Origin of the sequence: Rheinheimera marina, from assembly GCF_042654345.1 — a bacterium.
GTDB classification, from domain to species: domain Bacteria; phylum Pseudomonadota; class Gammaproteobacteria; order Enterobacterales; family Alteromonadaceae; genus Pararheinheimera; species Pararheinheimera marina.
Genome location: NZ_JBHSGB010000005.1, coordinates 288,180 through 313,579, shown reverse-complemented (window position 1 = coordinate 313,579; position 25,400 = coordinate 288,180). Strand labels below are relative to the sequence as shown.

General features: G+C 51.7%; 19 protein-coding genes. 16 read left to right on the top strand and 3 right to left on the bottom strand.

The features are described from left to right. Positions 1-57 precede the first annotated feature (57 nt). From bioB to htpX, 5 genes are all read left to right on the top strand, one after another. The gene (gene bioB / locus ACFO3I_RS05615) at positions 58-1,104 is read left to right on the top strand and encodes a biotin synthase BioB (RefSeq protein ID WP_377332435.1); all 1,047 of its coding nucleotides are present in this window, start codon (positions 58-60) and stop codon (positions 1,102-1,104) included. Continuing rightward, positions 1,104-2,255, top strand: a complete 1,152-nt coding sequence (locus tag ACFO3I_RS05610; RefSeq protein ID WP_377332433.1) for an aminotransferase class I/II-fold pyridoxal phosphate-dependent enzyme — start codon at positions 1,104-1,106, stop codon at positions 2,253-2,255. The genes bioB and ACFO3I_RS05610 overlap by 1 nt, the downstream gene beginning before the upstream one ends. Positions 2,256-2,260: 5 nt before the next feature. Next, positions 2,261-3,034, top strand: coding sequence for a methyltransferase domain-containing protein (locus tag ACFO3I_RS05605; RefSeq protein WP_377332432.1), 774 nt, complete (start codon positions 2,261-2,263; stop codon positions 3,032-3,034). Beyond that, entirely contained in the window at positions 3,031-3,714 is a 684-nt protein-coding gene (bioD, locus tag ACFO3I_RS05600) for a dethiobiotin synthase (protein WP_377332430.1), read from the top strand. Before ACFO3I_RS05605 ends, bioD begins: the two co-directional genes overlap by 4 nt. 158 nt (positions 3,715-3,872) lie before the next feature. Next, complete coding sequence (htpX, locus tag ACFO3I_RS05595) at positions 3,873-4,733, top strand: protease HtpX (protein ID WP_377332428.1); 861 nt, start codon at positions 3,873-3,875, stop codon at positions 4,731-4,733. A gap of 63 nt (positions 4,734-4,796) precedes the next feature. Here htpX and ACFO3I_RS05590 read toward each other — a convergent pair whose 3' ends face one another. Continuing rightward, on the bottom strand, positions 4,797-5,729 hold the full coding sequence (locus ACFO3I_RS05590) for a GGDEF domain-containing protein (protein ID WP_377332427.1): 933 nt from the start codon (positions 5,727-5,729) through the stop codon (positions 4,797-4,799). 162 nt (positions 5,730-5,891) lie between these two features. Here ACFO3I_RS05590 and ACFO3I_RS05585 point away from each other — a divergent pair, with 162 nt between their 5' ends. The 3 genes from ACFO3I_RS05585 to ACFO3I_RS05575 all read left to right on the top strand — a co-directional run bounded on the left by ACFO3I_RS05585 (position 5,892) and on the right by ACFO3I_RS05575 (position 8,695). Further along, positions 5,892-6,125 (top strand): TIGR02647 family protein, encoded by a 234-nt coding sequence (locus tag ACFO3I_RS05585; RefSeq protein ID WP_377332425.1) that lies wholly within the window; start codon positions 5,892-5,894, stop codon positions 6,123-6,125. Positions 6,126-6,300: 175 nt separating this feature from the next. Then, entirely contained in the window at positions 6,301-7,650 is a 1,350-nt protein-coding gene (locus ACFO3I_RS05580; protein WP_377332424.1) for a class II 3-deoxy-7-phosphoheptulonate synthase, read from the top strand. Then, positions 7,634-8,695, top strand: a complete 1,062-nt coding sequence (locus ACFO3I_RS05575) for a 2-dehydropantoate 2-reductase (protein ID WP_377332422.1) — start codon at positions 7,634-7,636, stop codon at positions 8,693-8,695. The genes ACFO3I_RS05580 and ACFO3I_RS05575 overlap by 17 nt, the downstream gene beginning before the upstream one ends. Here ACFO3I_RS05575 and ppsR read toward each other — a convergent pair. Further along, complete coding sequence (gene ppsR, locus ACFO3I_RS05570; protein WP_377332421.1) at positions 8,692-9,513, bottom strand: posphoenolpyruvate synthetase regulatory kinase/phosphorylase PpsR; 822 nt, start codon at positions 9,511-9,513, stop codon at positions 8,692-8,694. The two genes, ACFO3I_RS05575 and ppsR, sit on opposite strands and share 4 nt — an antisense overlap. A 126-nt stretch (positions 9,514-9,639) precedes the next feature. On the opposite strand from ppsR, the gene ppsA reads away from it, so the two are divergent. The 7 genes from ppsA to ACFO3I_RS05535 all read left to right on the top strand — a co-directional run bounded on the left by ppsA (position 9,640) and on the right by ACFO3I_RS05535 (position 23,690). Further along, complete coding sequence (ppsA, locus tag ACFO3I_RS05565) at positions 9,640-12,015, top strand: phosphoenolpyruvate synthase (protein ID WP_377332420.1); 2,376 nt, start codon at positions 9,640-9,642, stop codon at positions 12,013-12,015. A gap of 431 nt (positions 12,016-12,446) precedes the next feature. Further along, positions 12,447-12,860: a hypothetical protein gene (locus ACFO3I_RS05560; protein WP_377332418.1), complete on the top strand. Its 414-nt coding sequence runs from the start codon at positions 12,447-12,449 to the stop codon at positions 12,858-12,860. Further along, positions 12,857-13,636, top strand: a complete 780-nt coding sequence (gene bcsQ / locus ACFO3I_RS05555; protein ID WP_377332416.1) for a cellulose biosynthesis protein BcsQ — start codon at positions 12,857-12,859, stop codon at positions 13,634-13,636. The genes ACFO3I_RS05560 and bcsQ overlap by 4 nt, the downstream gene beginning before the upstream one ends. Positions 13,637-13,658: 22 nt before the next feature. After that, entirely contained in the window at positions 13,659-18,041 is a 4,383-nt protein-coding gene (gene bcsA / locus ACFO3I_RS05550; protein WP_377332415.1) for a UDP-forming cellulose synthase catalytic subunit, read from the top strand. Continuing rightward, positions 18,034-22,188, top strand: coding sequence for a cellulose biosynthesis protein BcsC (locus tag ACFO3I_RS05545; RefSeq protein ID WP_377332413.1), 4,155 nt, complete (start codon positions 18,034-18,036; stop codon positions 22,186-22,188). The genes bcsA and ACFO3I_RS05545 overlap by 8 nt, the downstream gene beginning before the upstream one ends. Further along, positions 22,181-22,693: a cellulose biosynthesis protein BcsD gene (gene bcsD / locus ACFO3I_RS05540; protein ID WP_377332412.1), complete on the top strand. Its 513-nt coding sequence runs from the start codon at positions 22,181-22,183 to the stop codon at positions 22,691-22,693. The genes ACFO3I_RS05545 and bcsD overlap by 8 nt, the downstream gene beginning before the upstream one ends. 19 nt (positions 22,694-22,712) lie before the next feature. Further along, positions 22,713-23,690: a family 8 glycosyl hydrolase gene (locus ACFO3I_RS05535; protein WP_377332410.1), complete on the top strand. Its 978-nt coding sequence runs from the start codon at positions 22,713-22,715 to the stop codon at positions 23,688-23,690. Here the strand turns inward: ACFO3I_RS05535 and ACFO3I_RS05530 are convergent. After that, a complete protein-coding gene (locus ACFO3I_RS05530; RefSeq protein ID WP_377332408.1) occupies positions 23,667-24,218 on the bottom strand; it encodes a transglycosylase SLT domain-containing protein in 552 nt (183 codons plus the stop codon). The genes ACFO3I_RS05535 and ACFO3I_RS05530 overlap by 24 nt on opposite strands. A gap of 258 nt (positions 24,219-24,476) precedes the next feature. Here ACFO3I_RS05530 and ACFO3I_RS05525 point away from each other — a divergent pair, with 258 nt between their 5' ends. Beyond that, positions 24,477-25,385 carry a cation diffusion facilitator family transporter gene (locus ACFO3I_RS05525; protein ID WP_377332406.1) on the top strand — a complete coding sequence of 303 codons (909 nt, stop codon included), beginning with the start codon at positions 24,477-24,479 and terminating at the stop codon, positions 25,383-25,385. The last annotated feature ends 15 nt before the right edge of the window (positions 25,386-25,400 follow it).

The window sequence follows — 25,400 nt, the reverse complement described above, 5'->3', positions numbered from 1 at the left end:
AGACTAACGGAAAATTTCAGGGCCGACAAACAGGCCTTTCTTCAGTCAGGGAAATTTATGTCAGCTGTTGCTACCGTGCGTCACGATTGGTCTTTACCCGAAGTGCAGGCGTTATTTGCTTTGCCCTTTAATGATTTGATGTTTCAGGCGCAGACTGTGCACCGCCAGTATTTCAAGCCCAATGAAGTTCAGGTCAGCACGCTGTTGTCGATCAAAACAGGGGCGTGTGCGGAAGACTGTAAGTACTGCCCGCAGAGCGGTCATTACAATACGGGACTGGAGCGTGAGCGTCTGCTGGAAGTGGAAAAAGTGCTGACCCAGGCCAAAGCGGCGAAAGACAAAGGCGCCACCCGTTTTTGTATGGGCGCAGCCTGGAGTAACCCTAAACAGCGTGACATGCCATTTCTGATGGAAATGGTCAAAGGCGTGAAAGAGTTAGGTCTGGAAACCTGTATGACACTGGGTAAGCTGGATGCGGGCCAGGCCTCAGAGCTGGCTCAGGCTGGTCTTGATTACTACAACCATAACCTCGACACCTCGCCTGAATTTTATGGCGAAATTATTACCACCCGTACCTATCAGGACCGGCTGGACACGCTGCAGCATGTGCGTGATGCCGGGATGAAAGTCTGTTGTGGTGGTATCGTCGGTATGGGGGAAAGCGCAAATGACAGGGCCGGGCTGCTGCGCCAACTGGCCAACCTGCCCGAACACCCGGAGAGTGTGCCCATCAATATGTTGGTGAAAGTGCAGGGTACGCCACTGGATAACGCCGACGATTTAGACCCATTTGTATTTATACGCACCATAGCAGTAGCCCGAATTCTGCTGCCGAAAAGCCATGTGCGTTTATCGGCTGGCCGCTCGCGGATGAATGAACAAATGCAGGCTCTGTGTTTTATGGCGGGCGCCAACTCCATTTTCTATGGCGACAAACTGCTGACCACTGAAAACCCGGAAGCGGACGCGGATATGCTGTTGTTTGCCAAGCTGGGCCTGGTGCTGGAACAGCGCCACGATGTGTCCGATGAAGCGCACGAGGCCGCACTGGTGGATGCCTTGAAAGAACAGGCAACCCCGTCCTTGTTTCATTCGGCGGTCTGATGCACGCATCGAGCCGGTTTCGCCAGGCGATCGCAGAGCGCCAGCAGGCGCAGCTATACCGGCAGTCAGCGCTGATTGAACAGTATCAGGGCAGGCTGCTGCAACTGGCCGGGCGCAGTTACCTGAACTTTTCTGGTAACGATTACCTGGGGCTGGCGCAAAGTACTGAGGTGACCGCTGCGCTGGCCGACGGTGCGCTGCGGTTTGGCTGTGGCAGCTCAGGTTCGCCGGTGCTGACGGGGTTTCATTATGCCCATCAGGCCTTAACGGACGAAATGCGCGACTGGTTGCAAATGGACGACGTGTTGCTGTTGTCTTCTGGTTTTTCCGCTAATCAATTATTGCTGCACACCTTGCCGGCCGCGCAGGATCATTTGTTGCTGGACAAACTCTGTCATGCCTCACTGATTGACGCGGCGCTGACGGCACCCTGCAGCTACAGCCGCTTTGTGCATCAGGATTATGTGGCGCTTGGCAATAAGCTTTCTGATCAAGCCAATGCCTGGGTGGTGACCGAAGGGGTGTTCAGTATGGATGGCGACAGTCCGGACTGGAGCCGATTGACAGAACTCTGTCACCAGCATCAGGCCGGATTGATCCTTGACGATGCTCATGGCTTGGGCCAATGCGGCGAGCAAGGCCGGGGCAGCTGGGCGGACGCTGGGGTTGCGCCACAGCAGATCTCAGCCCTGATGGCCAATTTTGGTAAAGCATTGGGCGGCCAGGGAGCATTTGTCGCGGGTTCTCAGTTGCTGATTGATTATTTACGCCAGTTTGGCCGGCATTATGTATACAGCACCGCAATGTCACCGGCCATGTGCTGGGCCATGCGTACTGCAGTGCAGGTATGCAGACGTGAACAGTGGCGGCGCGACAAACTGGCTGAACATATCGCGTTGTTTCGTGCTCTGGCCCGGCAGGCCGATTTGCCACTGTTGCCGTCAGCGACAGCCATTCAACCTGTGCTGGTAGGTGACACCAATAAAGCTTTGGTACTGAGTGAACAGCTGAAACAACAAGGGATTTGGCTGGCGGCCATCCGGCCTCCGACGGTGCCGCGGCACGGCGCCAGGTTACGCGTGACATTGTCCGCGCAGCATGAAGCGAAAGATATTCAACAGTTAATCAACGTATTACGGAGTTTGTGGTGAGGGTGATGCCAGAAGTCTCTTTCACAAATAGTGCCGGGCGTGTGGCGGCGCAGTTTGGTCTTGCCGCCACCAGTTACCCGCAACATGCCCGTTTGCAACGCCATGCGGCGGCGCGTTTAATGGCCTGGCTACCGCGGCAGTTGCCATGGCTGGTCGATTTAGGCACAGGCCCTTTGTGGTACCGCGAGCAATTGCAGCGCCATTGTGACCAGTTACTGGCGCTTGATTTAAGCTGGTCCATGCTGGCTCAGGCTTCGGCTCAAGGTGTGGATGCGGTGCAGGGGGATGCGACCTTATTGCCGCTGTTACCGCAGAGTCTGGATGCTTTGTATTCAAGCCTGATGTTGCAGTGGTGTGCCAAGCCGGAGCTGGTGCTGCAACAGGTGGCGCACGCATTGAAGCCTGGTGCTGTAGCAGTATTCAGTACCTTGTTGCAAGGCACGCTGACAGAGCTGGAGCATGCCTGGGCTCAGCTGGACAGCTATCGCCATATCAATGAATTTTTACCTCTGCAGTATTTTCAGCAATTGCGCCCGGGGCTGGATGCGATGGGCGTGACTGTAACGCTGGAGTCTGAGCTGGTGCAGTTGCCCTACGCCACTGTGCGCGAACTTGCCCGGGAACTTAAGGGGCTGGGCGCCAATACAGTGCTGGGAGAACGGCGGCACGGCCTGACCGGCAAAGGATACTGGCAGCAGCTGGAACAGAATTATCCGCGCCGTCACGGCGAACTGCTGGCCAGTTACCAACTGCTTTATATCCGATTGGAACGTCGATGAAGATTTTTATTACGGGCACCGACACCGATGCCGGCAAAACCTATTGTACAGCCGCTTTGCTACAAGGCTTACAGCAACGCCAACTGAAAGCTTTGGGTCTAAAGCCCTTTGCTGCCGGTGTAAATGCTGACGGGCAGAATACTGACGCTTTGGCGCTGCAAAGTGCCACCGATCTGCCACTGACCTATCAGCAGGTGAATCCGGTCTGTTTAGTGGATCCCATAGCGCCCCATATCGCCGCAGCAAGGCAGGGGCTTACGCTGACATTCTCCCAGCTAACGGACGCGGTGCGTGCGGTTGAACACTACCAGACGGATTTTACTCTGGTGGAAGGTGCAGGCGGCTGGATGCTGCCGATGACCGACGATGACTACCTGTCGGACTGGGTAGCGGAATTGGGCTGGCCGGTGATTTTGGTGGTAGGGATGAAACTGGGCTGTCTGAACCATGCACTACTCACTGTGCAGGCGCTTCAGCACGCTGGCGTGCCGTTAGTCGGCTGGATAGCCAACTGCATTGACCCGGATATGTTGTCTGCAAATGAGAATATTGCCTCACTACAGCAGCGTATTCCTGCGCCTTGTCTGGCAGTTTTGCCCTTTGCTGCTGAAGGAGTCGCTTCCGCGATGCAACTGCAACTGGCTGATGCTGTAATAAATTCTGTTATTCACCGCCGTTAAACGCAGTTTTTATGGCGGTTATCTTTTCTTACAAATGCCTGTCGCACCTCCATTGAATTCGCCTTTCTAACCCCTATAGTAGCAAGTGTGAACCGAAGCTTGTTCTGTCGCTTCGCGTGAACCTGACTCAAAGTGGTAGCTGAGTAAATGAGGTGTGTATGAAACGAATTTTGCTATTCCTGGCAACCAACCTGGCCGTCATGCTGGTACTGAGTGTGGTGCTTAGCTTAGTGTTTAGTGTTTTGGGAATAGACAGCCGCAGCATCAGTGGCTTATTGGTGTTTGCCGCCGTCTTTGGTTTTGGTGGCTCGTTTATTTCGCTGTTTATGTCCAAATGGATGGCAAAACGCTCCACCGGCGCCATGGTGATTGAACAACCGCGCAATGCGACTGAACAGTGGTTAGTGCAGACCGTTCGTCGTCAGGCCCAGCAGGCTGGGATTGCAATGCCTGAAGTGGCGCTGTACGACTCGCCGGAAATGAATGCCTTTGCCACCGGACCAAGCCGTAATAACGCGTTGGTGGCTGTCAGTACCGGTTTATTGCGCAATATGCGTGAAGATGAAGTGGAAGCAGTGCTGGCACATGAAGTCTCTCATGTGGCCAATGGCGATATGGTGACACTGACGCTGATCCAGGGGGTGGTGAATACCTTCGTGATTTTCTTTGCCCGGCTGATTGCCGGTGCTATCAGTGGCAACCGAGGTGAAGGGCAGAGCAATAATGGTGTGGTCTATATGCTGACTGTGCTGGTGCTGGAAATGGCCTTTGGCGTGCTGGCCAGCCTGATTGTGATGTGGTTCTCGCGTCAGCGCGAATACCGCGCTGATGCGGGCGCCGCCAAACTGGCTGGGGCTGGCAAAATGATTGCGGCGCTGGAGCGCCTGCGTAATAACCATGAAAGCCGGCTGGAAGGGTCTATGATGGCCTTTGGTATTGCCAGCAAACCAGCTACTTCCGAGCTCTTTTTAAGCCACCCGCCACTGGAAAAACGTATTGCCGCACTGCGCGGATATTAATGTCACGGACAAAAAAGGGCTGAATGAACCAGCCCTTTTTTATAGCTGCGAAAGGTCCTGGCTTTATAACAGCACGACCTGATTTCTGCCTGCCGCTTTGGCTTGATACAGCGCCTGATCGGCAGCGTGGATTAAATTAAAGGCTGTGGTGCCATGTTCAGGGTAGCAGGCAACACCAGCAGAAATGGTGACGGAGATCTGTTGCTCCCGGGCAAACACCTGGGCCTGTTCAATCTGGGCCCGCCAGCCTTCGGCCAGATGACCAGCCTGAAGTGCTGTGGTGTTTGGCAACAGGATCAGGAACTCCTCGCCGCCGTATCGAAACAAAATATCGCTACGCCTACTCTGGCGCAGCAAATTGCGGGCGACCAGTTCAATAATCTGATCACCGGTCTGATGGCCGTGTTGGTCGTTTAACTGCTTAAAGTGGTCCAAGTCCAACATCACCAGTGACAGTGGTTTTTGATTACGTCGCGCCAACGCCAACTCGCGTTCCATAAATTCATTCAGAAAGCGGCGGTTAAACAAATTGGTCAACGGGTCGCGAATGGCCTGTTCACGGATCCGGTTTTTCAGCCGTTCAATGTCTGACAGCTTCTGTTGCAGTTGTTTGCATTCCTGTCGCCACTCTGTGACTTCGGTCAGTACGGCGTAATAAAACCGTTGCTGTTGCACCAGATGCAGCTGCAAAGACAACGCAAACCAGCGATAACTGTCCTGACTGCGGATTTTCAGCTCCAATGAGCAGGGGACATCGATTGAAAGCAGGTTCAGCTGATTTTTTAGCTGGGTTGACCAATCAGCTGGTAAGCGGATATCCGCCAAAGAGGCAGGCAAGCTGACTATGTCAGGCAACAGGCCTAAAAATGCTTGGTTAGCGGCGACCAGTTGTAACTGATGTGCGGCATCGTCCAGCAGAATAAACGCAGGATTTGGCAGATGTTGGAAAAAACTGACCAGCCATTGTTGCTGGCTTAGCTGAAATTTGCTGACCACTGTTGCGAGCCTCCTTGCTCTGCAACTATAGAAGGAGGTTAAAAATACCGCAAAATGAAAAAAAGTAAACTGTCTTCTGCCGTCAGCGGTCGCATTGCGGTCGTTACTGGCACTTTGGTTTGGTCTGGGCTAACTTCAAACCAGAACAACAAGGAGATGCATATGGCGGTCAGCGCAGAACTGAATGACGAAATCCGGATCCTCAACCTGTTTAATCTCGACACTTCACTCGAAGGAATAAAAGCGCATAAAGATGCAACCAGTGAATACAAAGCAGCGATAGGGCGCTTGTATCACAAAGGTTTACTGACGCAGCCAGACGGCGGTTACCTGACCGATTTGGGGCGCAACTGTGCTGAGCACATTCAATCCGCGTTACGCATTCTTACCCCTTAATGACGAGCTTGTTACTGCTGGCCAGCTGCTTACCCGGTTGGCCATCCACTTTTTTGACGTCTAAATGGCTTTCCGGCTAATTTCTGATTGAATTTCAGCGGCAATCTATTTACCTTGTCTGCGGATTCATAACCCAAGCGAAGAATGTAATTAATCAGTAATAGGAAACTTAAAAGTGACGACCTGGACGCCTCAAAGTTGGCGAGCTTTTCCAATCCAACAACAACCCTCATACGATGACAAATCACTGCTCGCATCTGTAGAGCAACAACTGCATAAATACCCACCATTGGTATTTGCGCAGGAGACCCGTGATTTGTTTAGTCAGCTCGGCCAGGTGGCCGAGGGCAAAGCCTTTTTATTGCAGGGTGGCGATTGTGCGGAAAGCTTTAGCGACTTTAATGCGCCGAAGATCCGGGACACCTTTAAGGTGCTGTTGCAGATGGCAGTGGTATTAACTTTTGCCGGTGGTTGTCCCGTGGTCAAAGTGGCCCGGATGGCGGGTCAGTACGCTAAACCACGCTCCAGCGATCTGGAGACCATCAATGGTGTGTCCTTACCAAGCTACCGTGGCGATATCATTAACAGCTTTGAGTTCACCGAGGCGTCTCGCCGTCCGGACCCTAACCGGTTATTAACGGCTTATCACCACTCGGCGGCAACACTGAACTTACTGCGAGCTTTTGCCCAAGGCGGGCTGGCCGATTTGCACCAGGTCAGCCGTTGGAATATGGGCTTCGTGGAATCTAATCCATTGAAAGGCCGCTACCAGGACATTGCTCAGCGTATTCAGGAAGCGTTACGCTTTATGGAAATCTGTGGCATTACTTCGGAAAATTCGCCTTCTATTCGTGAAACCTCGTTGTATACCTCACACGAGGCATTACTGCTGAATTACGAAGAGGCACTGACCCGCCGTGACTCATTGACTGGTGATTGGTACGACTGCTCCGCCCACATGGTGTGGATTGGTGAACGCACCCGTCAACTGGACCACGCTCACTTGGAGTTTTTCAAAGGCATTAAAAACCCGATTGGTGTGAAAATTGGTCCTGGCATGGATGAAATGGATCTGATCCGTCTGATTGATGCACTGAACCCCGACAATACGCCTGGCCGTTTAACCTTGATCACCCGCATGGGCGCCGACAAACTGGCTGAAAAGCTGCCAGCTCTGGTTCGCCGGGTGCAACGTGAAGGCCGCAAAGTGGTTTGGAGTTCAGACCCGATGCACGGCAACACAGTCAAAGCAAGCAATGACTACAAGACTCGTGATTTCGAAGCCATTTTGCGTGAAATCCGCTATTTCTTCGCGGTGCACCAGGCCGAAGGCAGCCATGCAGGCGGTATTCACCTGGAAATGACCGGAGAAAATGTCACTGAATGTACCGGCGGGGCTTATGGCTTGTCTGAAAACGACCTGAGCCGTTGTTACACCACTCAGTGTGACCCACGACTTAACTCCGATCAGGTACTGGAACTGGCGTTCCTGATCGCAGACACACTGCGTGCCGTCCGTAAGTAATAGTCAAACCGATAACAAAGCCGCCGCTATTGGGGCGGCTTTGCCACGTCTGGTGGTACTGGGCGCTGGCAGTATCGGTTGTTACCTCGGGGTGCTGGCGGCCCAAAGTGGCCGTTTTCAGGTTAGTTTTATAGGCCGGGAAGCCTTAGCACTAGAGGCCGCTGTGTATGGTTTCACCGCGCAGGACCTGGATTTACGTTGCCATACTCTGGGTAGTCCCGCTGTATTTACCTCGCTCGAAGCTCTCCGTGGCGCCGACCTGGTGTTATGTGCTGTCAAAGCCGTAGCACTGAATGAACTACTACCACAATTGGTTGATTTTCTGCGCCCCGACACCGAAATCATCGCGTTGCAAAACGGCGTCGCCATTCAAACCTGGTATCAGCAATTTTTACCGCAGCAGGTGGCCAGAGCCATAGTGCCATTTAATGTGGTGAAAGCCGGCCCTGGTCTGTATGCCCGCACCAGTGGTGCAGCCATGGTCTGGTCTGAGCCGGCAACCGTATTGCAGCGCCAACTGATGTCTGCGCTCAGCAGTGCCGATTTGACGTCCGCTGCGACAGAGGATATTCAGGCCGCAGAGCTGGGTAAATTGTTGCTGAATCTGAATAACGCCATTAATGCGCTTTGTGGTTTGCCACTGCGTGAGCAACTGATGCAGCGCCCTTACCGTCAGCTTTTGGCTGGTGCCATGGATGAACTGTTAAGGTTGTGCCGGCGCAGAAAGCTGGGCCTGCACAGTTACACCAAAGTGCCCAACAGGTTGCTACCTGTGTTGCTGCGCTTACCCGACGGGCTGTTTCGGGTAATAGCCCGCTCCATGCTGGACATTAACCCGCAAGCCCGCTCATCAATGTGGGACGATTTACAGGCTGGACGACCAACAGAAATTGATTACCTTAATGGTGCGGTGGTTGCGCTGGCTGAAGAAGCCGGTCTTACGGCACCGCTGAATCAGGCACTGGTCAGCCTGGTACGACAAAAGCAGCAAGGGCAGGCGGTTAGCCTGACCCCGCAACAGGCCCAGCAATTACTCGCGCTTTAGTATTTTTGTCGCTTCAGACCCGTCTGAGCCATGATTTTTGCAGAAATCTCTTCAATCGACAGATGGGTTGAATTCAGATAAGCCATGCGCTCGCGCTGATACAAAGCTTCCACTTCATCCAGCTCCAGTTTGCATTGACGCAGGGATGCATATTTACTACCGGGGCGGCGCTGCTCACGAATTTGACTGAGTCGCTCCGGCGTAATGGTCAGGCCAAACAGTTTGTTTTTGTGTTGCCGCAGCTCTGCTGGCAATTTCAAATGATCCAAATCTTCTGGCACAAAGGGGTAGTTAGCGGCTTTGATACCGTACTGCAAGGCCAGGTATAAGCTGGTGGGGGTTTTGCCAGAGCGGCTGACGCCGACCAGAATAATGTCGGCTTTGGCGTAATCTTTTAAATTGGAACCATCGTCATTGGCCAGAGCAAAATTCACCGCATCAATTCGAAAATCGTAAGTCTTTTCATGAATACTGTGGGTGCGGTGTGTTTTTGGCATGGCCGACAACCCCAATTCCTTTTGCATTGGCTCGACAAAGGCGTTCAAAAAGTCGTAGCAGCTGCCTTCGCTGCTGTTAATGATCAAGCGGAGCTTGTCGTCGACAAAGGTTTGAAACACTAAAGGCCGAACTCCGGTAGTTTTATAACGATCGTTAATTCGTTGTTTGACCTGTAAGGCAATCTCTTCGGTTTCGACAAATGGGATGGTGATATGGTCAAATTCTGCGGGAAACAGCGACAGCAATGCATGTCCAAACACTTCGGCAGTAATTCCAGTTCCATCAGATATATAGAAAGCAGTTCGCACGGGAAACCTCATTTTGTCGTTATAAAATTACATTAGAAATTAAGGTTTTAATTCATTCTAACCCCAGTGTAGAATGAGATGGCTATGTGGCTAGCCATGTAAGCTTACAGAACCTGCAACACAAATTGGAGACTTATCGTGCAAGAATTCGTTGTTTGGTACCAGGACTTAGGCATGCATGACGTTCCACGCGTCGGCGGAAAAAATGCCTCTTTGGGTGAGATGATCAGTAACCTCGCGAACGCTGGGGTACAGGTTCCAGGCGGCTTTGCGACTACTGCGTATGCCTTTAACCAATTTCTGGATCAGAGTGGACTGAACGAACGAATTTATCAACTGCTGGATGGTTTGGATGTCGATGACGTCAATGCACTGGCCAAAGCCGGTGCGCAAATCCGTCAATGGGTGATTGATACGCCGTTTCAGAGTGAGTTTGAACAGGCGCTGCAGCAGGCCTATCAGCAACTGGTTTCAGACAGTGTGGGGGATGTGTCTTTTGCAGTTCGTTCCTCTGCGACTGCTGAAGATATGCCAGACGCGTCATTTGCCGGCCAGCAGGAAACTTTCCTGAACGTGCGTGGCTATGAACAGGTGCATGAAGCGGTGAAGCATGTGTTTGCGTCATTGTTTAATGACCGCGCCATTTCCTATCGTGTTCACCAGGGCTATGACCACCGCGGCGTGGCACTTTCTGCCGGTGTTCAGCGCATGGTTCGCTCTGATTTGTCTTCCTCAGGTGTGATGTTCAGTATCGACACCGAATCCGGTTTTGAAGATGTTGTCTTTGTCACCTCGTCTTACGGTTTGGGCGAAATGGTGGTGCAGGGCGCCGTCAACCCGGACGAGTTCTATGTCCACAAACCCACAGTTCTTGCCGACCGTCCTGCTGTTGTTCGGCGTACCTTGGGCAGTAAACTGCTGCAAATGGTGTATTCATCCGATCTGAGCCATGGCAAACAAGTGCTGGTGCAGGATGTGGCCGCCGGCAAGCGGCAACAGTTTTCTCTGACCGACGCCGAAGTTCAGGAGCTGGCCAAACAAGCCATTATTATTGAGCAGCACTATGGCCGTCCAATGGATATCGAATGGGCCAAAGATGGTGTGGATGGTAAACTTTATATAGTGCAAGCCCGTCCAGAAACGGTCCGCAGCCGTGAAGACAGCAATGAGATGGAGCGCTTCCAGCTCAAAGGCAGTTCAGCGGTGCTCACCGAAGGCCGTGCTATCGGTCATAAAATTGGCAGCGGTAAGGCCAAAGTGCTGGCCAGCATTGCCGATATGGACCAAATTCAGCCAGGCGATGTGCTGGTCACCGACATGACAGACCCGGACTGGGAACCGATCATGAAACGGGCTTCTGCTATTGTGACCAATCGCGGTGGTCGCACCTGCCACGCAGCTATTATCGCCCGTGAGCTGGGTATTCCGGCTGTGGTGGGTTGTGGTGATGCGACCAGTCGTATCGAAAATGGTCAGGATGTCACTGTTTCCTGTGCCGAGGGCGATACCGGCTATGTTTATCAGGGCGTGCTGCCATTTGAAGTGATCCGTTCCCGGGTCGACCAGATGCCAAAACTACCGATGAAAATCATGATGAACGTCGGTAACCCGGAACGGGCATTTTCCTTCGCCCGTCTGCCACATGCCGGTATTGGTCTGGCCCGTCTGGAATTTATTATTAACCGGATGATTGGTGTGCACCCGAAAGCCTTGCTGAATTTCGATACACAAAGTGCTGAGCTGCAGGCAACCATCCGTCAGATGATGGCTGGCTATTCATCGCCGGTCGAGTTCTACATCACTAAGCTGACCGAAGGCATTTCGACACTGGCCGCGGCATTTTCGCCACAACGTGTCATTGTGCGGATGTCCGATTTTAAATCCAACGAATACGCCAACCTGGTCGGTGGCCAGCAGTATGAGCCACACGAAGAAAACCCGATGATCGGTTTCCGCGGTGCTTCACGCTACATCAGCACTGACTTCCGTGATTGTTTTGCGCTGGAGTGTGAAGCATTGAAGCGGGTCCGCAATGAAATGGGCTTTACCAATGTGGAGGTGATGATCCCATTCGTGCGGACGCTGGAAGAAGCCAAAGCGGTGATCGAACTGCTCGAAGCGCATGGACTGAAACGTGGCGAAAATGGTCTGAAAGTCATCATGATGTGTGAGCTGCCTTCGAACTGCCTGCTGGCAGAGCAGTTCCTTGAGTACTTCGACGGCTTCTCCATCGGCTCGAATGACTTAACTCAGTTAACTCTGGGTCTGGACCGCGACAGTGGTTTGATTGCGCATCTGTTTGACGAGCGTAACCCAGCCATTAAGAAGCTGCTGGAAATGGCCATTTCTACTGCCAAAGCCAAAGGCAAATATGTCGGGATCTGTGGTCAGGGCCCTTCAGACCACGAAGACTTTGCCGCCTGGTTGATGGAGCAGGGCATTGATTCAGTGTCACTGAACCCGGATACCGTGCTGGAAACCTGGCTGTATCTCGGTGAAAAATACGGCGAGTAGGTGTCGTATTTTACTTAAAGTGCCGGGCTCTATTGCCCGGCACTTCACATTTTAACAGCAGAATTTGCTTCAGAAACCCACAGTCACGCCGATGTTACAAATGACGATTGCTCATTCATGCTGTGTGACCAACCTGTCCTGATGAATGTGCAAGATTTATCATATAGTCAAAATAAATTCATCCGTATTGACTTTAATTCGCCAGAAAAGTCAGACTCCAGCACAAATAAATGCAGAAATGATAAAGTTTACCTATTTTTTCATATTCCCGCTTGCGCATTGATGTTTTTTTCATTAAATTAGTAAAAGTGATACATTATTTAGGCTTCTAGGGTGTTTCGACAATAGAACCAAGTCAAATGGATTGTAGCTTGTTTCATTTTTGTCATTTTTGTAAAACGGCTGGGAGCGTAGCCTTGTTCGGAGGTATTATGGAGCACTATGATGATGTGTTGCAGTTTGTGACCAAGACTGGCGCGCAAAATTTAAATTACAAGAACTTTGAATCTGCTGCATTTACTGCAGGGAATTCCCGTTGGAAATTAATCAATCAAGTTGCATTATTTGACCGGGATACGGCAGAGTTTGCCAGGACTCCTGCTTCGGAGTTTAATTCTTACCCATATACCGATAATGGAGCCGCTCGCTCAGAGCCGTTAGCGCAGGTAGCGCGTTTAAACTCTGTCGAATCAACCAAAGAGCATTTGGATACGAATGGCACTGCTCGCGAAGATTCAATCCGTGATATGTCGCATTTGTTCCTTAAAACCCCAAATCAGACGCCTACACCGGAAAAATCGTCGGCAAGTCCGCTTTCATTATTATTAGAACGGATAGGCGCATGAACTTAATTTGCGTGGCATCTCCTAAAGGGGGGGTGGGTAAAACAACTTTGACTGCTAACCTTGCGCATGCATTGCAACGTTTGGGCTTGCGGGTTTTAGTTATAGATTTTGATCCACAAAACTCGTTGCGACTGCATTTTGGTATGCCGCTTAGTGATTCGTCCGGCCACGTTAGAGACTGGAATACAGTGCAGGAGTGGGCTCACCACGTTCGGGAGTCCGATTCTGGCGTGCGCTATGTTCCGTTTGGTCGTGTTCAGAAGCCTGAAAGAGATCATTACGAGCACACTCTGGCAAAAGAACCTAAATTGTTAGCCAATTGGCTGGCTCCTTTTATAAGCCAAACGGATCTGGTGGTACTGGCTGATTTGGCTCCCGGCTATTCTGAAGCTATGCATGCTTTATCTCAGTTTGATCCCATCATTCTCAACGTATTATTGGCTGACAGCGCGTCATTGAGCAGCCTACCGGAAATCGAATCCGGCAATCTTTATGGTGAAGATGTGCGTGACCGCTGCTATTACATAGTGAACCAGGTGGATGTCCGGAGTCAGCTGAACGCCGACGTTACGGCGTTCCTGACCCAACGCCTGGGTTCAGCCTTACTGGGGACTGTACATCGCGACGAAGCCGTGGCTGAAGCCAATGCGAGCCAAATGCTTGTATTTAAATATTCTCAGGCATCGGCAGTAGCGGCCGATTTTGATGCAATAGCAAAAAATCTTCATCGTCTACTGCCCAAGGCCGTCTTTAGTCCACATAAAAAGTCCATTTAAAAAACGTTGCAAAAGGGATTAAATGACGAACAGAGACTCTAAAGCGCCTTCAAAGAGCCTGAGTGTGCTGGCCTTTATCTTCTGGCTGCTGGTAGCCATTGTCATAGTGACTACCCCATTGGATTTAAATAGCCAGACGTTGTTTGGCCTTGCCTGTGGTTTGTTGTTGTTTTTGGTTGCGCGTATCAAAAACCATTGGACCCATATGGTCATGCTGCTGATGTGCGTCATTGTATCCACGCGCTACCTCTATTGGCGTACCACGGAAACTCTGGTGTTTGATAGCCTGCTCGAGGGCATTCTCGGCGTTGGCTTACTATTGGCTGAGTTTTACGCATGGATTATCCTGACCCTGGGTTTCTTTCAGACCATCTGGCCACTGGAGCGTAAAATAGTCCCTATGCCGGATGATGTTTCTGCCTGGCCTACAGTCGACGTCTACATCCCTACTTACAATGAAAGTCTCGATGTGGTGAAAGATACAGTGCTGGCTGCACAAAATATTGACTATCCGCGCGACAAACTCAAAGTGTACATACTGGATGATGGACGCCGTGCGGAGTTTGGTGCTTTTGCTGCATCTGCCGGTGTTGGTTATATCAGCAGGGACGACAATAAACACGCAAAAGCGGGCAATCTGAATAACGCTATCCGTCTGACTGACGGTGAGCTGATTTGTATTTTTGACTGTGACCATGTCTCTACCCGGGCTTTTTTACAGGCCACAGTCGGAGCCTTTATTGTCGACCCCAAATTAGCCCTGATGCAGACGCCTCATTTCTTTTACTCGCCAGATCCCTTTGAACGCAATCTGACCACTGGCGATGAAATTCCGCGTGAAGGCGAGCTGTTTTACGGGCCTGTACAAAAAGGCAACGACTTCTGGAATGCAGCCTTTTTCTGCGGTTCCTGTGCGGTGATCCGACGCAGTGCAATCGAGGAAATTGGTGGCTTTGCTGTTGAAACTGTGACTGAAGATGCACACACGGCGCTGAAGCTGCAGCGCCGTGGCTGGAACTCCGCTTTTCTGGGCTTACCGCTTGCTGCAGGTCTGGCAACAGAACGCCTTGCGCTGCATATAGGTCAGCGCGCCCGTTGGGCCCGTGGCATGATCCAGATTTTACGGATGGATAACCCATTGCTGGGGCGCGGGCTGACATTGCCACAGCGTTTGTGTTACCTGAACGCCATGATGCACTTTTTGTTTGCTCTACCCCGAATCGTCTTCTTAACAGCACCACTGAATTATCTGCTGTTTGGCCAGAACATTATTGATGCATCGCCGGAGATGATTCTGGCTTATGCGCTGCCGCATTTGTTGTTTACCACCTACACCAACTCCCGTTTACAAGGACGATTCCGCCATACCTTCTGGGGGGAAATCTATGAAGCTGTGTTGTCTTTCCATCTGGTGATCCCGACCATTGCGACTTTGTTGAATCCGCGTAAAGGTAAGTTTAACGTGACTGAAAAGGGCGGTTTGCTCGAGAATGGATATTTTGACTACGATATTGTGAAGCCTCACTTGTTTACTCTTGTGCTGCTGATTTGTGGCGTCTTGTCGGGGATTGTCCAGTTAATTTGGAATGAGTATTACAATATTGAACCGAAAGTACTGGCGCTTAACCTGTTTTGGGCTGGCTTCAGTTGCATTATGTTGTTTGCGTCCGTGGCTGTTGCCCGTGAAATGAAGCAGGTACGCAGGACTGTTCGTCTTGATATTTCATTACCTGTCGTTTTGCATCTTGATTCAGGTCATACCCGAAAAACCAAGTCGATGAATCTTTCTATGGGCGGAGCTCAGGTCGAAAATGTGACGCAACAAGAGGAAAATGAGCGGATCGTTGATATTGAAATCTCGTTAAATAACACGGCTATGGTGTTTCCGGTAGAGACCATTTACCGCGACGAGGAGTGCATCCGTTTCAGGTTTTCTGAACTGCCTATTGCTCAACGCCGCGAATTGGTCAAAGTGGTGATGGGGCGAGCTGATGCCTGGTTACCAAGTTACACCGAACATAAAGACAATAATATTTTGTTATCTTGCTTCAGAGTGATGCGCTCAATTGCGGGCTTATTCCAGGAATCCATCGTCAAGAAGAAAGAGCGGGATTACGAAGCTGAAGGAGCTGCACGACCGCTCAGTGGCTGGAAAGCGAGATTGGCACTATTGGTTGTGATCGCGGTGAGCGCTGTCATTTTATCGAATCAGGCGTTAAGTGCGCCTGCACCTACAGTGGCCCCGGATAATTCGGTCAAACCTGCGAATTTCAGGGATGGCCGCACGGAAATGTATAGTTTTGAAGACCTGGGTGCTTTTGAAGACATCTATTTTTTTGGTAACAACACCGCGTCCGGAATGAACTTTACTCTGCGCAACGATGAGTTTGTCCGCAGTGCCCGCTTGAAACTAAAACTGAATTACTCCGAAGCCTTGTTGGAAGATGAAAGCTTTTTGGATGTGGTGCTCAACGGGCAACTATTGCAGACCGTCGAGTTGTCGCCATTTAATGCAAAATCACTTGAAGTCGATATTGCTATTGAACCGGCATTAATACTGAGCAGCAATAATCTGGGGTTTCGTCTGACCGGGCGCACTGTGCAGGAATGCCAGAATGAGCTGTCCAAAGACATTTGGGTAAAAGTGCAGCGCGATTCCTTGCTGACGATGTCTGTGCAGCGTCTGCCAGTCAGTGCAGACCTGTCCAAATTCCCTGAGCCGTTTTTTAACCCTGGCGCGATGAACAGAGTGACGGTGCCTGTGGTGTTGCCGGCCAATGCCAGTGCGGCCACCCTGACCAGTGGCGCTATTGTGGCGTCCTATATAGGGCGGGTTGCTGAATATCGACATCTGAATTTCCCGGTGATGCGCAATCTGATCCCGATGGAAAACGCCATTGTGTTTGTCACCCCTGATCAGAGTATTCAGGGGCTGACTATCCCTCGGATCAATGGGCCTGAGCTGCGGCTGATAGATAACCCTCTAAGCCCGGTTTACAAATTGTTATTGGTAATGGGCAGAACGCCGGAGGAGCTAAAAACTGCAGCGACCTATTTGGTGACGCGGTCGAACGCAATGCAAGGTACAGTTGTGAAGGCAGAAAAGACCGCGCGTGAACCGATGCAACCTTATGAAGTGCCACGCTGGACCAGCACGCAGCGTGTGGTGCAGTTTTCAGAGTTCTTGCAGGAGCCGCAACTGGCTAGCCAAGGTCTGTTTCATCCGCCTGTTGAGCTGAACTTTCGAGCCTCTCCGGACCTGTTCTTCTGGGATGGTGAATATATTCCAATGACCATTAACTACAATTTTCCGGAAGGCGACTGGCTGGATGAGCGGGAATCGTCATTGGACGTCTCGTTAAATGGCCGTTTTCTGACTTCATTACCGGTAAATCAAACCGGTGTTTGGGCCATGTTGAACCGCTGGTTAGGCCGTGACACCCGGCAAGAAACGGCTCAGCTGCGCATTCCCCCTTATATGCTGTACGGAGAAAATAAACTCCGGCTTTACCACCATTTCGCGGTCAATTCACCCGGCTGCAATTTGAATGTTCCTAAAGAAATCACCGGGCGCATTCATGGCGAGTCGAGCATTGATTTAACTGCGGCAAAAAACTTTACCCAACTGCCGAATCTGTCTTATTTTGTTGGGGTGGGTTTTCCATTTACCCGGCGTGCCGACTTATCCGAGACTGTGGCCTTACTGCCAAAACAACCAGGCAATGAAGAAATTGAAACCTTGTTTGAGTTAGCTGCCCGCATGGGGCGGGATACAGGCTATCCGGCATTGGGTTTAAGTGTAAAAATGGGGCTTGGCTATTCGCAAGACCTGCAAGGCCATGATTTACTGGTGATTTCAAACTTCAGAGAGTTGCAAAGTTCGCGGGTGTTAAATCAAAGTGCCTTTGCAGTTGAACGCGATCGCATGCAGGTCAAGTCATACAGTACTTTTGACCATATGCTGTGGTTCCTGCAAGGCGACTGGTCGCGCGAAACCAAGGCAGCAGCCAGGGTGCTGGACAGCGCTCAGAATGTGCAAGGCTTGTTCAGTTTCGTCTCTCCAGTCGACAAGGAGCGGGTCGTTGTTGTGGTCGCCGCTGAAACGTCGGCACAATTACCATCGCTGATTGAATCACTCAATAAACCCTTGGTCAGCAGCGAAGTATTATGGGATATGTCGCTGGTCGATGCAGGTGGTAAAGTACGAAGTGCCAGAGTCGGTGAGCAAATCGCTGTTGGCCGCATGCCATGGCACATGGAATTGCGTTGGTTTTTTGGTCAGCACATTATTTTTATGGTGATAGGGCTGGCTCTGGCTGCGTTTGCTGGCGCAGCCATTTTATACCCTTTACTAAAACACCGGGCCGAGAACAGAATTAATAAAGGACTGAGTAGAAATGAATAAATCACTGTGGGCTGCACTTGCCTTGTCAGTCTGTGGCCAGCTGGCCGCTGCGGATAATCAGACCACCTTTAACGGACTATTTGAGCAGGCTGATTTCTGGCAGGAAAGAAATCGCAGTGATTTAGCCCGGGACGCATTACAGAAAATTCTGGCGGCCGACCCGAATAATCTGGAAGCCATTTACCGCATGGGGGTGTTAGCTGCACGCGACAACAATGAGCCTGAACTGAAAAAATGGTCGGGCATGCTGGCCAGCTTATCGCCGTTAGACCCGCGGTTAAAAGAGCTGAATGCGGTGCAGGTTGCCAGACAAATAGACCCGGCCACCTTAAGTGAGGCACGCCGGCTGGCTGCGTCGGGACAATACGATTTGGCTATTAGCCGCTACAGAGATGTCTTTGGTGGCAATTCGCCAACACAGGATTTAGCCGCTGAATACTATTTGACCTTAGCCGGCACACCGGACGGCTTAGCGGTCGCCAAAAAAGAACTCAAGCAGTTGCACGAGTTACGTCCCGCATCGGGCAGTATTCGGCTCGCTTATGCTCAGGTATTAAGTTATGACGAAAGCAGCCGCCGTGATGGCATCCGGCGCCTTGCTGATTTAGCACCAAATTCAGAGACTGCACGAAGCAACTGGCGTCAGGCCCTGTTGTGGCTGGACGTAAAGCCCTCAGATAAAGCCTTGTACGAGCAGTATAATCAACAGAATCCTGACGACATTGAAGTCATGGATTACTTTAAAAATAAAGCAAAAACCGGCTCTACAGCAGCGATATTGAACAGCCGTACTCTGGGCTACCGTGCATTAGACAACAACAGAATAAGCCAGGCGGAGAATTACTTCCGTCAGGCTCTGACCGAAAACCAGAATGATGCTGAGGCTTTAGCTGGCATTGGTTTAATCCGACTGAAGCAGCAACAGTTCAGCCAGGCAAAAGATACCTTGGGCAGGGCGATGGCGATGGCGCCAGCCAAGAGTGCAAACTGGCGACAGGCGTATTTATCTGCTGACTTTTACAGCCGGATGGCCAGGGTTCAACAGCTGATAGAACAGCAAAGTTACGATCAGGCACAAACTGAGGTGACAGCACTTGCTAAATTCCCGGCTCCTTTTGATCTGGAAGCTCAAGTGGTTGCTGGCCAGTTGCAGCATAAACAGGGGCAATTAGAACAAGCAAAAAGCACTTTCCAGGCGATACTGCAGAAGAAGCCAAACCACAGTGCAGCCAAACTCGGTTTGGTTGGTGTCTTGCAAAGTATGGGGCGCTGGGAAGATGCAGAGCGGTTGTCTGCTCAGTTGTCAGAATCTGAGCGTGGCCAAATTGCGGGCTTATCCCAGCCAGAAGTGCAGCGCTTGCGCGCCGATGCAGCGAACAGCAACGAATTACTGGCAGAAATCAGCTTGCGTCGCGCGTTAAAACTGGCGCCGGACGATCCATGGGTGCGACTGGACCTGGCCAGGTTACTGCAAAAGCAAGATGAACCGGCTCGCGCCCGTGCTGTGCTTGAACCTTTGTTAAGCAAACCTGATGCCGATTCACGTTTTGCGGCCGCCATGTTTGCCAGTGAACAGCAACGCTGGCGGGATGTGGAGCAGATTTTGGGCACAGTGCCACTGGCTCAGCAGACTGCCGCGATGCGAGAGTTAAATGCACAAGCCGCCGCCAGAGCGAAACTGAGCCGGGTACTGCAGCGCACGGCGGCCGGCGATCAGCAGCACGCTCAGCAGATTATTACTGAAATGATGCAACAAGGTTCTATGGGGGCCAGTGCCGCTGGTGATCTGGCATCTGAGCTGTTAAAAAATGGTCAGTCCGGGCTGGCCTACCAGGTTGTGGAAACTGACCTGATGCGCGGCATGAATGATGCGCCGGCTCAGTACCTGAACCACATAACAGTACTGAACGAAACGGGACATGCCCGTCAGGCCAAGCTGTTGTTGTCTGAACTGATGCTGAGATCCGATTTGAGCTTGTCGGATAAAGAGCTTTTTGATCAGCTGCAACGAGGGCTGGCTGTCAGGGAAGCGGATACCCTCAGAAACGAAGGTCAGTTGGCGCTGGCGTATGATTTGCTGGCGGCGCACTTACGTGACTTCCCTGAAGATGAAAGCCTGTTGCTGGCGATGGCCAGGCTGTATCAGGACGGCAAAAAGACCACAGAAGCTGAACAAATTTATGACTATGTGCTGCGGCTTAAACCGCAAAGCAAAGAAGCGCTTTCTGGGGCCGTTGAACTGGCACTGCAAAAAAATGACCCGGAGCGGGCGCGGTTATTACTGAACAAACTGAACTGGAACAACAACCAGCAACCAGACTGGCTGATCCTGGCGGCGCGGGTTGCTCAGGCCGAAGGTGATCACGACAAGGCCACAGAGTTACTGGTCAAAGCCCGTAAGCTGGCTTATCAGAACACTGCTGTATGGGGGCAGACAGCGGCGTCGACCTCTGCCAACCCGTTCCGTGACAATGCGCAAACAGAAAACAACCCGTTTCGTGACCGCAAACAGAGCCGCAGTTTTACCCGCAACAGCAGACCTGATTGGCTGCCTGGTCAACCTGGTAATGCCGATGTACAGAGTGCGCAGGTCAGTAATCCGACCGCCACTGTGTTTGAACAAATCGACAGCATGTTAGGGGCTATTGAGCAGGACACCCAGACCCGAATTGATACGGACGTCGTACTTCGGGTACGTGAAGGCTCGGATGGCTCATCTGGGCTGGCGGCGGTGGAAACACCAGTCACCTTGTCGACAGGTTTGTTAGGTGGCCGGATTGAAGCCAGTGTGACACCGGTCTCACTGAACTCGGGCACTGTGGAATCCGAAAACGACATTAACCTGTTTGGCCGCGGCGCCGTGGTCAACGCCTCAAGTGGCTTAAGTGCCCGGATGGAAGTGTTGGGTGATGTGTTGGATGATATCGATGATTTAGGTGTGGCCTATGAAAACGCCAAAAAGGAGTCTGATGCTGCAGCGATCAGCCCTAATGAATCGCCAGCAAACATCGCAAGGCTAGAAGCCGTTACGGCAGCTGCGAAAACGGTGTTTGACCGGGCGGCGGCCATCGATTTATTTCAGACGTTTGACCTGACGGGGCGTAACCTGTCCGCCAGTCAGCTGCAGCTTATCGACGAGTTTCTTAATGAGAACTATGGGGCGTCCACCATTGCATTGGACTCGACGTCGGTTGAAGCCTTTCGTGAAAGCAGAGCCAGGTTGGAAAGCCTGATCGCGGCCGCGCAGGACCAGCTGGATACCTTAGCGATCAGCACAGGCAACCCACAAACTCAACGCAATTCAGGGGTGGCTTTAGCCTTTGGTTATAAAAATGATTTTCTGAGTGCCGACGTTGGCACCACCCCTCTGGGGTTTGAGAAAACCAATGTGGTCGGTGGTGTGAAAGTTCAGCCAGAAATTGCCAAAAACACCCGTATTGTGGTGCAGGGAGAGCGTCGGGCCGTGAAAGACAGTTTGTTGTCTTATGCTGGCACCACGGACCATGTCAGTGGTGAGCGCTGGGGTGCGGTTACCAAGACGGGGGGCAGCGTCGGTCTTAATTTTGATAATGGTGCTGCCGGTGCTTATGGTGCAGTGTCTAAACACAAATACGATGGGGACAATGTCGCGTCAAACCGCTCGGAAGCCGCTGAAGTGGGCGCCTATTACCGGCCTGTGCATGAGGTGGATGAGCAGTTGCAACTGGGTATTCATGTCAGTTACAACAGTTTTGATAAAAATCTGAGCAAATTTACCTTTGGTCATGGCGGCTACTTCAGTCCGCAGGATTATGTCAGCGTGGCCTTCCCGCTGAGTTATGGCGCCTCAGCGTCGGACTGGAGTTATAACCTGTTATTTGCTCCGGGGTTTCAGAGTTACAGCGAAGATGGTAATAGCCTGTTCCCGACCGATGCAGCAGCACAGGCAGCGCTGGATTTATTCTATGCGTTGGGTGCCTTCGACCAGGCTGGTTATGCACCTTCCAGTAAATCCGGTTTTGGCATGAGCTTTGGCTTAAATGGGGAATACAGACCAAGTCCGGATCTGAAGTTTGGTGGCCAGGTGGCCTACGACAGTTTTGGTGAATACAACGAATCGGTGATCCGTTTGTATATGAAATACCTGGTGGGAGGCACAAATGACTGATATGACAGATATCACGACAGATTATTTCTTCCGTCAGCAGACTAAGGCCGCCTGGGTTCCATTTATCCGGGCTTTTGTAGCGGAGATTGCGCAAACGGCGGGTGAAGCCGGTGCCGATTCTTTCCTTCGACAGATAGGCAAGCGCCTGGCCGCCGACTATCCTTTGGCGCAGTACAACAGCATTGACGAGCTGGAACGCTCGATGAACGTGGTATTGCAAGAATTGCAGTGGGGTTGGCTTCGGATCCAGGTGCTGGACAGCAGTCTGATGCTGAAACACGGAGCCTTCCCGTTGCCTTCGTATGGTAACGAGCAACAGCAGCGATTCGAAGCGCGACTGTTCAGTGCGTTGCTTGAGGGATTGTATCAGAGTTGGTTGCTTGCACTGGGTGGAAAACCAGATGTCCAGGTCAGGGTGAAAACCGCAGAAGCCGGAGGTGTGTTTGAGTTTGTTTATGGGAAAAGCCGGCTTGCTCACTCGGGCCGTAGTCCTGGCTTTCTTTAATTTTTGTGCAGCATTGACTGTGTTGCCCGGTAGCGCCTTGGCGCAAACCGGCTCTGACTGGCAGCTCTACAAACAGCGTTTTGTGACCCCGGAAGGCCGGGTTATCGATTCCTTTAATAAAATAAGCCACTCTGAAGGTCAGGGCTGGGGTATGTTGTTTGCGCAGGCTAACGACGATGCTGCCACCTTTGAATCGCTGTGGCGTTGGACCCGCAAAAATCTTGCCCGCAAGGACAGCCGGTTATTTGCCTGGCGTTACGACAGCCGGGTCGTTCCTGCGGTGAACGATTTGAACAATGCCAGCGATGGTGATGTGCTGATTGCCTGGGCATTATTCAAAGCCGCTACGCGTTGGGGAAATTCCAATTACGCAGCTGCATCAGCCGCGATACGTCGCGACATTCATCAGCTGTTGATTCGGCAGTTTGCCGGCTATACGGTACTTTTGCCCGGTTTGAACGGATTTCATTCCGACAGTTATGTCGATATCAACCTGTCGTATTGGGTGATCCCGGCATTTAACGATTTTGCTGCATTGGAGCCGGATCAGCACTGGCAGGCTTTGGTCCGGGATGGTCAGAAGCTGCTGGCGCTAAGCCGTTTCGGTGAGACCAGGCTCCCCACTGACTGGATACGGCTGGATCAGAATGCCAGCGTTGCACCTACTCCCGACAAACCAAGCCGGTTCAGCTACGATGCCGTGCGGATCCCGATGTACTTTATTTGGGGCAAAGCGCTGACAGCCGAATTGGAGCAGCCGTTTTTAGCCTTTTGGCCACAGAATGCAGTGATTGCTGACTGGGTCGATGTCACCTCAGGCGAGCGGGCGGCTTACCCGGCCTCGAACGGTATCAAAGCGGTTCAGGCATTGTTGCATGGTGAGAGTGGGATTCTGGCGCAGCCTCTGGTTGCTGAAGATGATTATTACGCCAGTTCTTTACTGATGCTAAGCAAATTGGCGGCTCAGTCGGCGTTAACTCAGGTTACAGCCAGGTAACTGGCTGGTGAAATGGCGGATCTGCGCCAATTGCCCTCTGGCGGGTCTTAACACCGACCAGTAACGGGCGCCGCCTTTTGCTTCACGACTCCAGTCCGGCTGACTAATGTGGCCGTCCGTTTTTACCCATTTTTGCATGATCCGCACCGCACACTTTAAGTTGGTGGCCGGATCATGCAGTTGCTCAGCCTGGCGGATATTGCAGCTGTAGCGTGGCTGGTTTGCGCTTTCCTGCGATATTTGCAATAAACCTCGACTGATCACGGGTTTGCCTTTGCCGTCGTGAAATTTCTCCTGATAACGGGTCAAGGGTTGAAAATTGCTTTCCGGTTTGGCCATGGCGGAGAACAGACCCACCCAAAACTGACTGCGCTCGCGATTGGTTAACCTGACGTAGCCAGGGCAAAATTTGCCAATATCGGCTGGCTTTAAGCGGGGCAGTTCAGATTGCTGCACGGCTTGTTCCAGCTGCCTGGTCCAGCTGCCATCTTTGTTGTGACCAGCCCAGGCTGCGTAGTCATAGGACATCAGAGCCTGTGACTGGCAGGACAGAAAAACAAAGCTAAAACAGATCAGTGGAGTGCGCATAAGTAACAAAACAAGTGGTGATACAGCTTATATCGGTGAGTTCAGGCAAAACTGTACCAGCCTTGCCCGGTTTTTTCACCCGTATTGTGGTATTTCTGCTGCTTTGGCTACTGACAGCAGCAGGATGGTTGAGTTAGTCTGGCTGGCAGTAATTAATGTCCGTTTATCAAGCATCTACTGCCGGAGTCGGGAGACGTTATGCCGCATGACCATTCCAGTCACTCACATCATCATGGCCATTCGCACGGTCATCACCATGGGTCAGAAACAGGCAATATTGCCGTCGCGTTCTGGCTGAATTTCTGTTTCAGTATTATCGAGCTGATTGGCGGTCTGATGACCAATAGCGTCGCTATTCTGGCCGATGCTATGCACGATTTGGGTGACAGTATGGCGATTGCGTTCGCCTGGGTTGCCGCCAAAATCTCCGGCAAAGCGCCGAACCAACGCTACAGCTATGGCTATCGGCGCTGGTCTTTACTCAGTGCATTGGTCAATAGTCTGATCCTGGTGGTAGGAAGCCTGTGGATCTTAATTGAAGCTGTGCCGCGACTGTGGGAGCCGGTATTACCTCATGCACCAGGTATGATGGCGCTGGCGGTGTTAGGTGTGGTGGTAAACGGCGCCGCCGTGCTGAAGCTGCGACTGGGCAAAACCCAAAACGAGCAGGTATTGACCTGGCATTTGCTGGAAGATGTGTTTGGCTGGGTTGCAGTCTTGTTAGGCTCTTTGCTGATCTACCTGACAGGTTGGGCTGTGATAGACCCGCTGCTCAGTATCGGCTTTACCTTATTTATCCTGCTGAATGTCTGGCGAAATTTACGCCGGACTTTTGGGCTCTTTTTGCAAATATCACCTGACCCGGCAATGACGCAGGAACTGGAAGATAAACTCAAAGCGCTGAGTTTTGTCAGCGACGTGCACCACCTGCATTTATGGTCACTCGATGGCGAAAAGCATGTGTTAACAGCCCATCTGGTGCTGACTGATGCAGAGCACCAGTTGCCTGACTACAAGCTGGAGATCCGGCAACTGCTTGCGCCTTACCAGCTGCAGCACACCACCATTGAATTTGAATTCGCCTCAGAAGCTTGCCGCGACCATTGAGTTGGGGAAAATCAA

What these genes read in the sequence shown, in the direction of transcription:
- bioD (WP_377332430.1), top strand. Translation starts at nt 3,031, where the DNA reads ATGAAGATTTTTATTACGGGCACCGACACCGATGCCGGCAAAACCTAT.
- ACFO3I_RS05610 (WP_377332433.1), top strand. Translation starts at nt 1,104, where the DNA reads ATGCACGCATCGAGCCGGTTTCGCCAGGCGATCGCAGAGCGCCAGCAG.
- ACFO3I_RS05585 (WP_377332425.1), top strand. Translation starts at nt 5,892, where the DNA reads ATGGCGGTCAGCGCAGAACTGAATGACGAAATCCGGATCCTCAACCTG.
- htpX (WP_377332428.1), top strand. Translation starts at nt 3,873, where the DNA reads ATGAAACGAATTTTGCTATTCCTGGCAACCAACCTGGCCGTCATGCTG.
- bcsQ (WP_377332416.1), top strand. Translation starts at nt 12,857, where the DNA reads ATGAACTTAATTTGCGTGGCATCTCCTAAAGGGGGGGTGGGTAAAACA.
- ACFO3I_RS05605 (WP_377332432.1), top strand. Translation starts at nt 2,261, where the DNA reads ATGCCAGAAGTCTCTTTCACAAATAGTGCCGGGCGTGTGGCGGCGCAG.
- ACFO3I_RS05545 (WP_377332413.1), top strand. Translation starts at nt 18,034, where the DNA reads ATGAATAAATCACTGTGGGCTGCACTTGCCTTGTCAGTCTGTGGCCAG.
- bcsD (WP_377332412.1), top strand. Translation starts at nt 22,181, where the DNA reads ATGACTGATATGACAGATATCACGACAGATTATTTCTTCCGTCAGCAG.
- ACFO3I_RS05525 (WP_377332406.1), top strand. Translation starts at nt 24,477, where the DNA reads ATGCCGCATGACCATTCCAGTCACTCACATCATCATGGCCATTCGCAC.
- bcsA (WP_377332415.1), top strand. Translation starts at nt 13,659, where the DNA reads ATGACGAACAGAGACTCTAAAGCGCCTTCAAAGAGCCTGAGTGTGCTG.
- bioB (WP_377332435.1), top strand. Translation starts at nt 58, where the DNA reads ATGTCAGCTGTTGCTACCGTGCGTCACGATTGGTCTTTACCCGAAGTG.
- ppsR (WP_377332421.1), bottom strand. Translation starts at nt 9,513, where the DNA reads ATGAGGTTTCCCGTGCGAACTGCTTTCTATATATCTGATGGAACTGGA.
- ACFO3I_RS05530 (WP_377332408.1), bottom strand. Translation starts at nt 24,218, where the DNA reads ATGTCCTATGACTACGCAGCCTGGGCTGGTCACAACAAAGATGGCAGC.
- ACFO3I_RS05560 (WP_377332418.1), top strand. Translation starts at nt 12,447, where the DNA reads ATGGAGCACTATGATGATGTGTTGCAGTTTGTGACCAAGACTGGCGCG.